Genomic DNA, 13,059 nt, shown 5'->3' on the forward strand with positions numbered 1-13,059 from the left:
TACCAATGCGCAAGGACGGGTGGTCATGGAATGAGCGAACGCACTGCAAGCTTGCCTGCTCCAGCGCCCGATGCTGGAGCAGGCAAGCTTGCCCGGCGGCGGCGTTCACTTGCCGACATCGAGGCGGCCGTAGAGTCCGTCGGCTTCGTCGTTGATCCCGGCCGCGAAAAACAGCGTGTTGGCGGGTTGACTGTCGAGGCCATTGCCGAATGCCATGCCCCACAGCCCCGGCTCGACGATCGGCGTACCTTCATGCTGCTCCAGGGTCCCGAGCATGACTCCAGTGGTCGGGTCGAACGCATGAATCATGCCGTCACCAAAGTTGCCGATCAAAACGGCATGACTGAAGCGGCCGAAATCCCCGGGCGACAATGCCATGCCCCACGGCGCATTCAGCACACCGCCGGTAGCGAAGCGCTGAATAAATTGCCCCGACGGGCTGAACACGTCGATCAAGCCCATGCCCGCGCCCGCAACGTCGTCGTGCGCGGCTGCATCCTGCTTCGCGTACGAAACGAACAGCTTCGAATCGATCACCTGGATGCCAAATGGCGCGAATCCAGCCGGTAATGTGGGATCCTGAAATGTGCCAGCCAGCGAGACCTTCGTGAAGGTCCGGTCGAACACATCGATCCTGTTGTTGTGAAAGTCCGTGGCGTACAAGAAGTTCGCGCCGTTATTGCTGGCCATGGCGAGCCCCTTGTAGACTGCGCTGCCGCCGCTGTCGAACACCGTGATAGCCGATGTCGGGTTCACCGTGGGCGACCACGCCGTCATGGTCCCGCCCTCGCCCACGAAGATAAACGCCGCAGGGCCCGATTTTGCCCCTTGGGTCACCACGAAATCCGTCGTTCCATTGAACACGATGCCCGTTGGATCGGCGTCGCCGCTCTTGCCAGCGGGAATCGTGACCACGAGCGACTGCGGCACGCCATTGCCGTCGTAGAGTGTCGCGCGCTGGGTACCGTTATCGGCGACCCAGGCAAAGCCCTTGGGATTGAAGGCGACGCCCCACGGATTTTTCAGGTTGGCGTCTACGTGCGCCGCCGCGACGGCGCCATCGGAAACCAGTGCGCTAACCTGATACTGCATCGATTGCATGCTGTGGGATGAACCTCCACACGCTGCAACGCTCGCCAGCACCACAGCCGCCAACAGCGCGCCGAGCGGCACATCAGCCTGTTTCATGATTGCACTCCTGACACGAAATCATTGAGATTCGCCGGGAGATTCACGGCGTCACGACAAGCGCCGTATGCATCCCCATTGCATAGTGTCCTGGCTTGTTGCAAATCAGCGCGTAATGGCCAGGCGCAAGCGTGAACGACGCGCGCTTGCTCTTGCCCGGCGCGATATCCTCGACTTCCCCGATCTTTTTCAGCTTGTGCTCCAGCACCTGCCCCATGCCGACGGGCAGCGCATCGTCCGGGAGATTCGTCTTGAGCACGACGAGTTCGTGCGCCATGGTGTTGCTGGCGTCATTCCTGATATCGAGCGTGAGGCGCCCTGCCTTCACGCTGTGCGTTTCGAGCTGGATCGAATCCGATAGCAGGGTTGCGTTGACGGTTTGCTGGGCCCAACTCGCATGCGGTGTCATGCCGGACGCGACCACGATGGCGATGATGGCAATTCTGTGAGTGGCATGCACGGCCGCCTCCCTTGCGTCGAGACCTCGCGCTTGCCGGACATCGCGCCATTGCCATGCGCGCTTCACATTTCGCAGGCGCGCGAATCCCCCTGCCTGCGCGATGGCATGACTGCGTTGAGCGGCACACGATACGTGGTGTAAACGTGTGCCGTTGGCGGCATATTCCGGCGCCGTTCAGGATCTATCCGGACCTCTGGAATCATTGCCCATCGCGCTTGTCGCTCGAATCCGCAACATTTGCTTGCATAACTCACAAGTGTTGGGTAATCCGCGCCGTTCATTGCGCCGTTGAGGATGCAGGCGGCACACGAGCGTGCCGCCACCCCTTGCACCCCATGCTCAACGGAGCTTGCACATGAACACGATCCCGGGTCCTGATACGTCGCCGCGCGCCCGCATTCATCCTCTCGTCGCGGGGGCAGCCGTCGCTGTGATTCTCGCGAGCGCCACCGGAATCGCCGCCATGACGGGATGGCTACCCACCACGCATGCGAGCACGGCACCCGTTGCCGCGCAAGCCGGCACCGCGGCGTCGGGCGGCGTGCAGACGATCACCCATCAGCCCGTTAATCAGCCTGCCATCGCGCAAGAGCCCGTGCGGCGCGAGCCCGTTCATCATTACCACGCCGCCCCGGCCGCGCCTCACTATGCAAATGCCAACGCCTACCCGGTGAGAAGCGAACCCAGAAGCGAACCCAGAAGCGAGGCCGTGGATCCGAACTCAGGCTCGGTCGTTGCCATCAATGCGATTCAGGCGCCCGAGCCCACTACGGGAATCGGCGCGGTGGGCGGGGCCGTCGCGGGCGGGCTGCTAGGCAACCAGATCGGCGGGGGACGCGGCCGCACGATTGCCACCATCGCGGGCGCGATTGGCGGCGGGCTCGCAGGCAACGGCATCGAACACGAGGTGCGCAAGGCCACCACGTACCAGGTTCAGGTGCGCATGGCCGATGGCAGCTACCGGAACTTCACCTACTCGACGCCGCCTCAGTTCGCGATCGGCGAGCGCGTTCATGTCGATGGTGGTGCATTGAATGCGGCATGAGCATTTCTGGCGGTCGAGCGCGCCGACCGCCCTCGCTCATGACACCGACCGAACCTGATTGATCTCGACCGTAATGTGTGAAAGACCTTTGAAACGCTTTAGCGCCGCACGATAAAAACCCGGACTGCGCTGCGCATTACCGGTAGCCACCGATATCACCGCGCTCATGTGCCCCGGACCCACGCGCCAGACGTGAAGATCGAGCACGGCGTCGCCATGCTTCTCCACGACGCCGCGAACGTTTTCAGCCAGGCGCCGGTCCGCGTTCATGTCGAGCAGAATGGCTCCCGTATCGCGCATCAAGCCCCATGACCAGTTCGCAATCACGAGTGCGCCAATCACGCCCGCAAGCGGATCCATCCAGACCCAGCCGAAAGTGCGGGCCAGCAGCAGGCCGACGATCGCCAGCACCGAAACCGCAGCATCCGCAATGACGTGAATGTAGGCCGAGCGAATGTTGTGATCGCGATGCAACGCGGCGTGGGCCTCGTCGTGCCCGTGCTCGTGTTCTTCGAACTCGATCCGGTGCTCGCCATCGGGCAGGCGGACAACGGCCACGAATGCATGCGGCTCGGGAATGTCGTCCACCGATTCCAGATAAGCGCCACGGTCCGCGAATGCAAAGGTCTGGCGCACGCCGTCGGGGCGAATCGTCGTGACCGAAACCGCATCGGCCGTCAGCTTCGCAGCCGAGGCTTCCAGCGTAATCCGGAAGACAGGCGGCACGCCGTCTTCGAAGATCGACACGGCGAATGCCCCTGCGCCACCGACGATGCGATGCCCGTCTTCTTCATGATCGTGTTCATCGTCGTGACCGTGGCCATGGCTATGACCATGGCCGTGACCGTGGCTATGGCCATGATGATCGCCGCTCAGCAGCCAGACGCTCGCCAGATTGACCAGCAACCCCAGCACCGCAATAGGAATCGCCTGGCCGAACTGAATCGGCACGGGCGCGAGAAAACGCGAAATGGCTTCGTATCCAATTAGCAGCGCGATCATGGCGAGCACGATGGCGCTGGTAAAGCCCGCGAGGTCGCCCAGCTTGCCGGTGCCGAACACGAAACGGTCATCGCTCGCGTGCCTGCGTGCATAGGTGTACGCCAGCGCTGCAATCAGCATCGCACCCGCATGCGTCGACATATGCAGGCCATCGGCAACGAGCGCCAGCGAGCCGAACATGCTGCCGCCGACGATCTCCGCCACCATCATTGCGCTGCATAGCGCGATCACCATCCAGGTTCTGCGCTCGTTGTCCTTGTGAGCGGCGCCCAGAAAGATATGGTCGTGCCCCGCCCCGAATGCGGCGTCTTCAAAGTTGCTCATGGTTGTCTCACTTGAAGTAGCTGTGCACCACTTCGATTAGCTGCTCCTTACCGCCGCCGTGCTCGTCGTCGGGCTCCGCGTCGACCAGGTGAGTGCGGATATGGTCCTCCAGCACCACGGCGAGCAGCCCGTTCATCGCGCCCCGGCTGCTCGTGATCAGTTGCAGCACGTCCATGCACCCGCGCTCCTCCTCCAGCGCGCGCTCGATGGCCTCCATCTGCCCCTTGATGCGGCGCACCCGATTAAGGAGTTTCTGCTTCTCGCGGATCGTATGGCTCATGCCTTTGCTCCAGTTATGCGGCCTGTGCATATTAGCAAAATAGTATGGGGGGGTATACTAATCGTCGTTCACAAGCGGCGGGCTGCCGCGTTCAATGGCGCGCCTTTCGCGATCCAGGCGGGGGACGACATCACCGCGAAACGCGGCGCAATGGAACGGGCGGAGTCAGCGTGCGCGGCGGCGGCCATGGCACAGGGTCTCTTCACATTGGAAGCAGACCTAGCGATCATGCCTCCCCAGACGTGGCGCGAAGCGGCACATCGCCACGGGGACGACCGCAAGAGCCGCGCCGCCCCAAAATGTGGCCGTAGCGCCGTGCCGGTCCCACAGCCATCCGGCAATGACACTCGCGAGCAGCAAGCAGACACCACTCACGAGATTGAACACGCCGAAAGCGCTGCCGCGCAGCGCCGGCGGCGCCGTTTCCGCGACCATCGCGGCGAGAATGCCTTGCGTGAATCCCATGTGCAGCCCCCATAGGGCAACCCCGATGAGCACCGTGACAATCGACACGCTCATACCGAGGATCAGATCCGCCGCAATCAAGAGCACGAGCCCGCAGGCCAGCAGAACCCGCCGGTCGATGCGATCCGATAGCGCTCCCACGGGGTACGCTGAAAGCGAATAGGTCAGGCTCATGATGACCATCACACCGGGAATCCATGCGATATTCAACCCTGTCTGCTGCGCGCGCAGCACCAGGAACGCTTCGCTGAAGCGCGGCAGCGTGAAAGCGGCGCCGAGTGCTACCACGAACCAGTAGCGTCCGGAAAACGCTTGCAGTGCGCGCCAGTGCAATGGAGACCGGAACGCATGGGCGGCGCCCTCGCCCGCCGGCTCCTCGATGCCGAATGCGATCAATCCCACTGAGACAAACGCCGGCAATACGGCAAACCAGAGAACCGTGCGAATGTGATCGGAGAACCAGAACATCAGGACAATGGCGGCAAGCGGCCCGGCAAACGCGCCCACCGTGTCCATCGACTGCCTTAACCCAAAGCAGGCGCCGCGAATCTCCGGCGGTGCGATATCGGCAATGAGCGCGTCACGCGGCGCGCCGCGTATGCCTTTACCCACGCGGTCGATGATCCGCGCGGTCGCGACCATCAATGGCGTGCTGGCGAGCGGGAAAAGCGGCTTGGACAACGCGGCCATCCCGTAGCCAAGCAACAGCAGCGCCTTGCGTTTGCCCAGCCAGTCGCTTATCGGCCCCGAAAAGATCTTGACGATCATCGCGCTCGCCTCGGCGGCCCCTTCGAGCACGCCTAGCGCGCTGACGCTCATGCCCATCGTGGTGACGAGAAATATCGGCAGCAGCGCATGAATCAGTTCGGAGGAAAGATCCATGAAAAGGCTGACAAACCCGAGCATCCGGATTGCACGCGGAATGGCAATGCGTGGGGCACGTGTGGCATCAGGCAGCATCGTTCGTTTTCCGGAAAATCAAAAACCCCCGACCCGCGGTGCGCCGAGTTGCCGAAGTATCGACAGATGAACGTTCAAATCGACCTTCACGAGATGATCGATGGATATCTCTCCACCCACGATCAGAGCGGGCTCGAAGCCATACATCTCCTCCGGTCCCAGCGGCCCCAAACGCTTGAGCGCGCGCTTGAACAAATTGTCCTTGTCGCAGCCGTCTCGCGAAAGCGTTGCAAAGAAGATACTCAATGCACGATCGGGGTTTTCAACCCTTTTTTCGACCCTGCCCGGCAGGAAAACCAGCATGTGCAGCGGACATGAAAGCGTGATCCTGGGTCCCGTGGCCTCGCCCCACAGAAAAAGATCGCCAAATGCAGTTCTCGCAATGACGTGGTATTTGTCGAGGCCAGCAACCGGCGTATCGCGCAGCCACATATCGACGATGCCCTCGTATGCTTGCGGGTCGACGATCCAGACCAGACCGTCTCCATACGAGGACCACCCTTCTTCGCGCCAGATCTCCAGCAAACGGTCGGGCAGTACGCCCCGGTACCGGCTCAATGCGGACTCGGGAACCTGCTGGCGAGTCTTCCCGCAGCCGAACGTCTGGATAAATGCGTCAAATAGCTCGTCTGTCATGTCGTTACAACCCTATCATTTTTTTCCCAGGCCACGGCATAGTCTCAGTTTAATGTTCATTAGATAGCCGCCCCTCCCAATATCAATTGCGGTCTGCGCCCACTGTTCAAGGGCATCCGCGCGACCGTCGCTGTTCCAGCCCGATCCAATTGACGAGTTCACGGGGGAGTCACCCATGCCTACCGGCTCGTAGTGGTGCCACCCTCCGGCGACCATGTCGGGATTATGTAGCGCCGCAAGCGTGTCCATGATTTCTCTGGTGCGTGCCTTTGCTTGCTTCAAGGCTTGTGCTTCGGTGAGACTCGGGTTTTTCTCCATTATGTCTTCAAGAAGGCTGGCCTGAATCGGGGCTTCGTATAACTTCCGGTAGGCCCGTTGCGCTGCTTTGCCTTTAGGATTTCTTCCGCTTGGCTTCTTTTTGCCGGCTGCCTTCTGCGCCTGGAATGTTGCTTCGAATGCATCGCGCGCGGCCTTGAATTCATCCGCCGTCATGCCGTTGATTCCGCGCTCCTGGCCGCTTAATTGCTTCGCATAGTTTTCCAGGTACTTGCGCTGGGCGCTTTCGGACAAGCCTTTGTAAGCATCTTTGTCGTATGGATGGAAACACGGGATTTTTGGCCATTCCACGTCCACGGGCTCGTTCGATCTCGGGTCCACGACCGGCTTGATGTCCGCCGGATACTCTCCCGGGTGCCCCACATACTCATGATCAGGTCCCTTTCCATCGCAATCGTTCGGATGATTGGCGTTGGGACAACGCAGCCCCAGCACGTCGACCTGAACCAGAGGATTCGCCACATACGCGTAGAGATTGATTCCGCCCGACTGCCCGGCCGGGTCGGACTGCAAGTACCGTCCCAGCCCCGGATGATAGGAGCGAAACCGGTTGTAGTGCAGCGACGTGTCCCGGTCGTAATAGTGTCCGGGCCATCGCAGCGCGTAGTCGATGGAATTTCCCGCCGCAACCCGGCTCATCCCGTAGGGATCGATATCCTCCGCAAGCCATGCCGTTTGCCCATCGCAATCGACGATCCGCTCCGGCAATCCCGCCTGATTGCACAGCACGAAATAGGCACTGCCGGATTTCGGATCGGCGTCCAGGCCGGCATAGTCGATGAACATGAACGGCAGCAGCGCGGTTTCGTTCACGTATAGATAAAGGCGAACCCGCCCGTCTGGTCCCACTTCCGCGCCTGGCCGGTCGCCGTCCCAATAGTATTGCGTACACGCGTCGCCCATTCTCGTGGCGGAGCGCCGGCTCAAGCCGTCATACTCGGCGGTCCACAGCTCCGGTCGATCGCTCCATTCGACCTGTACCAGCAAGTCCAGACTGTTATAGCGCCAGGTGGTGCGGCGGCCATCCGCTGCAATCTCGTGCGCGAGGTGATTGCGCTCGTTATAGTGAAACACCGCGGACGACGTTTCCGAAAGCCGGTTGCCTTCGGCATGGCGCATCGACGAGCCGTCTGGAGCCAGTAGCAAATTGCCGGCGGCGTCATATTGATAGCGGCGTACTGGCCATCCTTCGCGCGTCTCTCCAATCAGGCGATGAGCCGCGTCGTATTGATACTCGGTTGTCCCCGCTTCGGTATCGATCACGCATTGCAGTTCGCCCGCCGCGCTGTACTGATAGCGCACGCCCCACGCCCCGCGCGCCGCCGCGCCCGGGCCATCGCGCCATACGAGCCGCCCCGTGCAGCGGCCCGCGGCATCGAAGCTGCACAACAGGTTCAAGCCGTTTCCAAGACTCAGATAGATCCGGCCGTCGTTCGAGCGCAGAAGCCGGTGCCTGCCGCCCTCCGGCGTGCGGATCAGCGTTTCGCCGAGAGCAACCAGGTCGTAGCGAACCACGAAGCGATCAAACCACGTCGTACTAGCCAACCTGTCTTCGAAGTACTCGTGATCCACGCCTGATCCATCGCGCTTGTCCGCGGTGCGCCGTCCGTCTTCGTCGTAATCGATCAGGATATCGAACTTGTCGGTCGATGCCTTCGTGAAATTTCCACGGGCGTCGTATTCGTAAAAGTGCGTCTCGCCACTCGCGAGCATTCGCTTGCTATGCAGGCCCTGCTCACCGACTTCGAATTGAAGCAGCGGATTGCCTTGTCCGTCGCGCTTCTCGATTAGCCGGTCGCCGGCGTCGTACTGGTACGTCTCACGCAGCCGACCGTGTCTCGCTACACTGGCGATCCTGCCTTTCAGGTCGTAGGTGTACGCGCTCTCATTGCCATTCGCGTCGATGATGGCGGCAATCCCCGCTTTGGCCGTATACCGGTATCGGACGGTATGGCCCATCGGGTCCGTCTCGCTCTCGCGCAAGTTCCACGACGCAATGGTGTAGTGGTAGTCGCGCCCATCCTTGTCGCGCAGCCGCACCAGATTGCCCGCAGCGTCACGGTGGAGGTGTTCGGCGTTCCCAAGCTCGTCCGTGCGCTCGACCACGCGACCTACTGCATCATGCTGTTCTTTCTGTATGCCAAGGGAGCGGGCCGGCGCGGCAACGGAAACCGCGAGCGCCTCGATTTCCGGCGGCAACAGCATCCGGTCCGGCATGTCCTCGGGATTGTCCTGCCCCCACTGCTGCCCCAACGGCGTCACCGGTACTTCAAGCGCTCTCGCATTGGGCAGCGCGGGCGCATCTTGTCGCGTCGGCCATCGGTTCGCCCACTGATCCAGACGCCCCGTGTTGGCCCCTCGCCTGTCATAGAGCCAGCTCATGACGCGCCCGCCCGAATCGACCTCGCAAGCGACTCGTCCATCGTCGCCCAGCACACGCTCGGTTACGCCACCGTACGGATCCAGAATGCGCGTCACCGTTTGTGCCGCGTTGTACAGGAACGTCCATTTCCCGCCGTCGGCCCGCGTGACGGCGGTGCGGCCCGGCTGATAATCGAGCAGGACGCGCCACAACCCATCCTGCCCCGCACTCTCGACGCAACGGCCACGATCGTCGTAGCGGTAGGAAAACGCATAACCATTCGCGTCCGTTTCCCGGATCATCCGGCGCCCGCTGTCGTAGCCGTGCGTCATCGTTGCGCCAGGCGCATTGGTGGATGCCACGAGGCATCCGGAGCGATCGTAGCGATACCGGGCAATGCATGACACGGCGCCCTGGGCGTCGATCATGTTCACCTCGGTGACATGGTTGTGCGCGTCATAAACGAAGTCGATCAATCTGCGTTGCCCGCCGCGCTGCGCTGCCAGCTCGATTTGACGCAATGCCCCATCGCTCGCATAGCGAAGCGTGCTCTCGACTCCCTCGTTCACATGACGCACGAGCCGCGCCGAACGTTGCGATTCGTCCGCGCGTTCGAACGTGAATTCGCCCGATGCGCCATGCCGCATCACGAAGCGGTTCGCGCTCTGCTGCTCCAGTTCGCAGCCAGCGAACACGCCCGCATAGCGCCCCATGTCGTCGCGGCGAATCGGATATTGCCGATAGAGACTATCCACGTACACCGCACGCGTGCGCCGCAGGCGCAGCTCATGCTGGAAGACGTGACGAAAGCCGTAGCCGAGGGCGCCGTCCTGATCGCTCCAGGCGCTGCAGTAATAGCGCTCCCATTTGAACGCGGGTGCGACGCGCGTGCTGTAGTCGACGAACTCGTTTTCCGCCGCGCCCGTGACGACATCGACCGGGTGACCATCCTTGCAGGGCTCTTCGTGCGTTCTCTTCGGCCCTTCGCCTTCGTCCTTCGGCTTGGTTTTCTTGCGCAGCCCCCATCCCAGCATCACCATCGCCAGCGCGTCGGGCATTGGAAAGCCGCCGATCAGCACGCTTCCGTCGCCGAGGAGCAGCGTGCCCATTCCCGGCTCCACGCCAGGGTCCTTGCCCATCAGATTGCTCAACGCCATCGCCATGGCATCCGCCGCCGTCTGGGCCGCGGTCACCGCAGCGTCCACCGTGCGGCCGCCGATTGCCTGGTCCGCCGCCGTCGCCCCGCCTGCCACTACGGGCGCCGCCGTTCCGGCAATGTTCATTGCGCGCCTGAACCCGCTCGCCTTCCCCGCCTCCTCGGCACCATGCCCCTTGCCGCTCATCCCGAGCGGATTGCAATGGCGCGTGAGATCGATCGCCATGCGTGCCGCGCGCGCGCCGCCAATGAAGGTGTTGCTCGAACCGGTGCTGATCTCGAACACCGGTGCGAAGCCGCCGCAGGTGGGCGCCATCCCCACGTCCAGCACGCGTGCGGCGGGCATGCCGCCATACAGCACGCTCAGGCAACCGCTGCCGATGGTCTCGCCGACGCTAGGCAGCGGCACGCCATTGCTCGGTGGATGCGCGTGCGCATGCGGCACGCCCAAATGAGGCACGCCGATGAACGCGGCAGGCATGCCCGGCATCAGATTCGCGCCCGGAATCAGCGCCATTCCGGTATTGAGCAGCTGATCGAACGCGCCAAGGCTGCCCACCGCGCCGTTTACGACATCCGATATGCGGTCCAGCGTGCTGGCCTGGGGATTACCGAGATCCTGAAACGGCTGTGCACCGCTATTGACCGCACTCGCGAGTGCATCGACCGAAGTATTGCCGGTCGGGGCGATCAGCGGGCCGGGTGGCGCGGGCGGTGCGCTGGCCTCGGTTGCCGCACTGGCCGCTCTGGCCAGGTTGCTCGGATTGCCTGGCGAGGTGCTCATCTAGCGCCGTCCCTCCCGTTCCATCTCCCGATGCACAGGAATCCGATCTTTCTCCATTTCGTATGCCATGGCTTGTGTCTTCAACCCAGCCTGCGCGTATAACGCAGCCAGCCGCTCGAGCACCGAATGGCGCTGATGCTCGCAGCCGAAACGCTCGCACAACGCCTTCGCATCGGTCCACGCGCGCGCGGCCTCGACCGTCTTGCGCGCGCCCAGCAACGCCACGCCGAGTTTCTCCAACGCATCGACGGCTGCATGCGGGAACATCAGCTTGTCCGCCGTGCGGCTCGCGAGCTCGAAATACTCGACCGCGTGCGCGGGCTGTTTCAGGCTCAGCCGCGATTGCCCGGACGCCATGAGCAAATTCAGCGCGACACCCAGGTTGCCGCTATCGGCTGCGGCGTCGAGCGCGTGCGCATACCAGCGGCTCGCATCGGCATGCTGGCCGCTGCGTGTCGCGACATCGCCGATTCCCCCCAGCGCCAGCGCCTGCCCGAGCGGATTGCGCTGCTCGCGATGCCAGCCATACAGCAAGCGATATTTCTCGAGCGCCGGGTCGAGGCGGCCATGCGCGAGATCGAGCGCGGCCAGTTGCATGGCCGCCTGCATCCGCTCCGCGAGCGGACGGGCCGCATCGTTGAGCGCGCCCACCAGCGTATCGGCGGTTTTTTCCGGCGAGAAGTCGAGGTCGAGCGCAAGCACATGACGAGCCTTCTCGCGCTGCTCGGGCGTCGGAAGAAAGCGCCGCGCAGGATCCTCGCGCAAGCAGAATCGATGCCCTTCCATCCACGCTTCGAAGCCATCGAGTGCAAGCAGCGGCCAAACTGCTTCCCGATAACTGGTTGAGTCCGCAACTGTCGACGGCATGAGTGCCCAAACGATATCGACGCCCACCTCCACCAGCCCGCGCACATGCTCCACCGCCGCCTTGAGGCGGCTCGCGTGGGGCTGGCCCGGGTCGGTGCAAAGCAGCGGGAGTGCGCCCCAAGGCGGCTCGCCCGCTTTCACGCGCGCGTCGTTCTCTGCGGCGATCTGCGCGGCAAGCGAATCCATGCACTGCTGCAAATAGCGGCCTGGCGCATCGCATGCGAACGGAAACAGCAGATAGATGCGCTGCGCGTCGCGCCGGTCGCGCTCCTGAAGCATCTTGAACGCGAGCACGATGTCGAGATCGGTTGCGCCGAGCACGAGCGTCGGATAGTCGGGCTGCTCGATGAAGTCCCCGAGCGCGGCGTCCGTGGCGGCAAATTCGCGCTGCATTGCTGGCGTGCTCGCGCGTCAGTTCAGCCGGATATAGCGGCTTCGCACGACCGTATCGGACTCGGTGCGGATATCGACGCCGCCGCGCCCGGCTTCCAGTTCCAGCGTCTGCGCGCGCAGGCTGAGTTTGCCCGCGGCCTCCAGGTTGATGTCCGGACTCATGAGCCGCACCACCGGCCCCGCGCCCGAAGCGAGAATCCGAACGAGCGGCTTGCCCTGGACATCGTCGATCTGCACGCATTGGTCGGGCGCGAGCTGGATGGCATGGCTCGCGTGCGTATCCTGGTCCTCCTCCAAAGCCGGCGTGACGGGCTCCGCCGCGCCCGGTGCGAAAACACCCGTCACGAGCGGCTCGGCCCAGTTCACCGGCTGCTCCACCAGTACACGATCGCCTCTGCGCGGCCGTTGTCCACGCAGGCAGGCAAGCCAGCACTCCACCATCTCGCCGTGCGCATCGAACCAGCGCACGCGCACCCGGCCCGGACAATCCGGGTGATGCGTATCGATCACCTCGCCGACGAGCAAGCCCTGCGCGGCAGGCGCTCGCGCGGGCGCTGCCGGAGCGGGCGCCATGCCCGCTTCGAACAAGGCGCGCAGCTTCGAGCGCGTGGCGGTGTCGATGGTGTCCTCCGGGTCGATTTGCACGGCTTCCGTTGCCGCCGCGTCTTCGGCGTGGTCTGCGTAATTTTCTTGAATATCCATGAAATCCTCTCCGTTTCTCTGCTTGCCTGCCTTCGCGAAGCGATGCAGCTAGTGCAGCACCACCCTTATCGCGTTGCAGTCGGCGTTGGCGCTTGACAG

General features: G+C 63.0%; 10 protein-coding genes and 1 pseudogene. 1 reads left to right on the forward strand and 10 read right to left on the reverse strand.

Annotated features, from left to right (window positions below; genetic code table 11):
• Positions 1-105 precede the first annotated feature (105 nt).
• Both PWP93_RS25350 and PWP93_RS25355 read right to left on the reverse strand, forming a co-directional pair.
• Positions 106-1,188, reverse strand: a complete 1,083-nt coding sequence (locus PWP93_RS25350) for a TIGR03118 family protein (RefSeq protein ID WP_421046503.1) — start codon at positions 1,186-1,188, stop codon at positions 106-108.
• Positions 1,189-1,231: 43 nt separating this feature from the next.
• On the reverse strand, positions 1,232-1,648 hold the full coding sequence (locus PWP93_RS25355; protein WP_421046504.1) for a cupredoxin domain-containing protein: 417 nt from the start codon (positions 1,646-1,648) through the stop codon (positions 1,232-1,234).
• Between the two features lie 355 nt (positions 1,649-2,003).
• Here PWP93_RS25355 and PWP93_RS25360 point away from each other — a divergent pair, with 355 nt between their 5' ends.
• Positions 2,004-2,693, forward strand: a complete 690-nt coding sequence (locus PWP93_RS25360; protein ID WP_421046505.1) for a glycine zipper 2TM domain-containing protein — start codon at positions 2,004-2,006, stop codon at positions 2,691-2,693.
• 36 nt (positions 2,694-2,729) lie between these two features.
• On the opposite strand, the gene dmeF is transcribed toward PWP93_RS25360, so the two are convergent.
• From dmeF to PWP93_RS25400, 8 genes and pseudogenes are all read right to left on the reverse strand, one after another.
• Positions 2,730-4,019 (reverse strand): CDF family Co(II)/Ni(II) efflux transporter DmeF, encoded by a 1,290-nt coding sequence (gene dmeF / locus PWP93_RS25365; protein WP_421046506.1) that lies wholly within the window; start codon positions 4,017-4,019, stop codon positions 2,730-2,732.
• A 7-nt stretch (positions 4,020-4,026) separates the two neighbouring features.
• Positions 4,027-4,299, reverse strand: coding sequence for a metal/formaldehyde-sensitive transcriptional repressor (locus PWP93_RS25370; protein ID WP_421046507.1), 273 nt, complete (start codon positions 4,297-4,299; stop codon positions 4,027-4,029).
• Between the two features lie 219 nt (positions 4,300-4,518).
• Positions 4,519-5,724: an MFS transporter gene (locus PWP93_RS25375; protein ID WP_421046508.1), complete on the reverse strand. Its 1,206-nt coding sequence runs from the start codon at positions 5,722-5,724 to the stop codon at positions 4,519-4,521.
• Between the two features lie 18 nt (positions 5,725-5,742).
• Positions 5,743-6,360 (reverse strand): GAD-like domain-containing protein, encoded by a 618-nt coding sequence (locus PWP93_RS25380; RefSeq protein ID WP_421046509.1) that lies wholly within the window; start codon positions 6,358-6,360, stop codon positions 5,743-5,745.
• A gap of 15 nt (positions 6,361-6,375) precedes the next feature.
• Positions 6,376-10,440: a polymorphic toxin type 15 domain-containing protein gene (locus PWP93_RS25385; protein ID WP_421046995.1), complete on the reverse strand. Its 4,065-nt coding sequence runs from the start codon at positions 10,438-10,440 to the stop codon at positions 6,376-6,378.
• Between the two features lie 57 nt (positions 10,441-10,497).
• A pseudogene (locus PWP93_RS25390) lies at positions 10,498-10,998 on the reverse strand (PAAR domain-containing protein); the annotation flags it as partial.
• A complete protein-coding gene (locus PWP93_RS25395; protein ID WP_421046510.1) occupies positions 10,999-12,258 on the reverse strand; it encodes a hypothetical protein in 1,260 nt (419 codons plus the stop codon).
• Between the two features lie 18 nt (positions 12,259-12,276).
• Complete coding sequence (locus PWP93_RS25400) at positions 12,277-12,960, reverse strand: hypothetical protein (RefSeq protein WP_421046511.1); 684 nt, start codon at positions 12,958-12,960, stop codon at positions 12,277-12,279.
• Between the last annotated feature and the right edge of the window lie 99 nt (positions 12,961-13,059).

Origin of the sequence: Paraburkholderia sp. A1RI-2L, assembly GCF_048957375.1 — a bacterium.
In the GTDB taxonomy this organism is placed as follows: domain Bacteria; phylum Pseudomonadota; class Gammaproteobacteria; order Burkholderiales; family Burkholderiaceae; genus Paraburkholderia.

Excerpts from the sequence above, each read along its gene's own strand:
- PWP93_RS25380 (WP_421046509.1), bottom strand. The coding sequence starts at position 6,360 with ATGACAGACGAGCTATTTGACGCATTTATCCAGACGTTCGGCTGCGGG.
- PWP93_RS25375 (WP_421046508.1), bottom strand. The coding sequence starts at position 5,724 with ATGCTGCCTGATGCCACACGTGCCCCACGCATTGCCATTCCGCGTGCA.
- dmeF (WP_421046506.1), bottom strand. The coding sequence starts at position 4,019 with ATGAGCAACTTTGAAGACGCCGCATTCGGGGCGGGGCACGACCATATC.
- PWP93_RS25385 (WP_421046995.1), bottom strand. The coding sequence starts at position 10,440 with ATGGCGATCGATCTCACGCGCCATTGCAATCCGCTCGGGATGAGCGGC.
- PWP93_RS25400 (WP_421046511.1), bottom strand. The coding sequence starts at position 12,960 with ATGGATATTCAAGAAAATTACGCAGACCACGCCGAAGACGCGGCGGCA.
- PWP93_RS25360 (WP_421046505.1), top strand. The coding sequence starts at position 2,004 with ATGAACACGATCCCGGGTCCTGATACGTCGCCGCGCGCCCGCATTCAT.
- PWP93_RS25370 (WP_421046507.1), bottom strand. The coding sequence starts at position 4,299 with ATGAGCCATACGATCCGCGAGAAGCAGAAACTCCTTAATCGGGTGCGC.
- PWP93_RS25395 (WP_421046510.1), bottom strand. The coding sequence starts at position 12,258 with ATGCAGCGCGAATTTGCCGCCACGGACGCCGCGCTCGGGGACTTCATC.
- PWP93_RS25350 (WP_421046503.1), bottom strand. The coding sequence starts at position 1,188 with ATGAAACAGGCTGATGTGCCGCTCGGCGCGCTGTTGGCGGCTGTGGTG.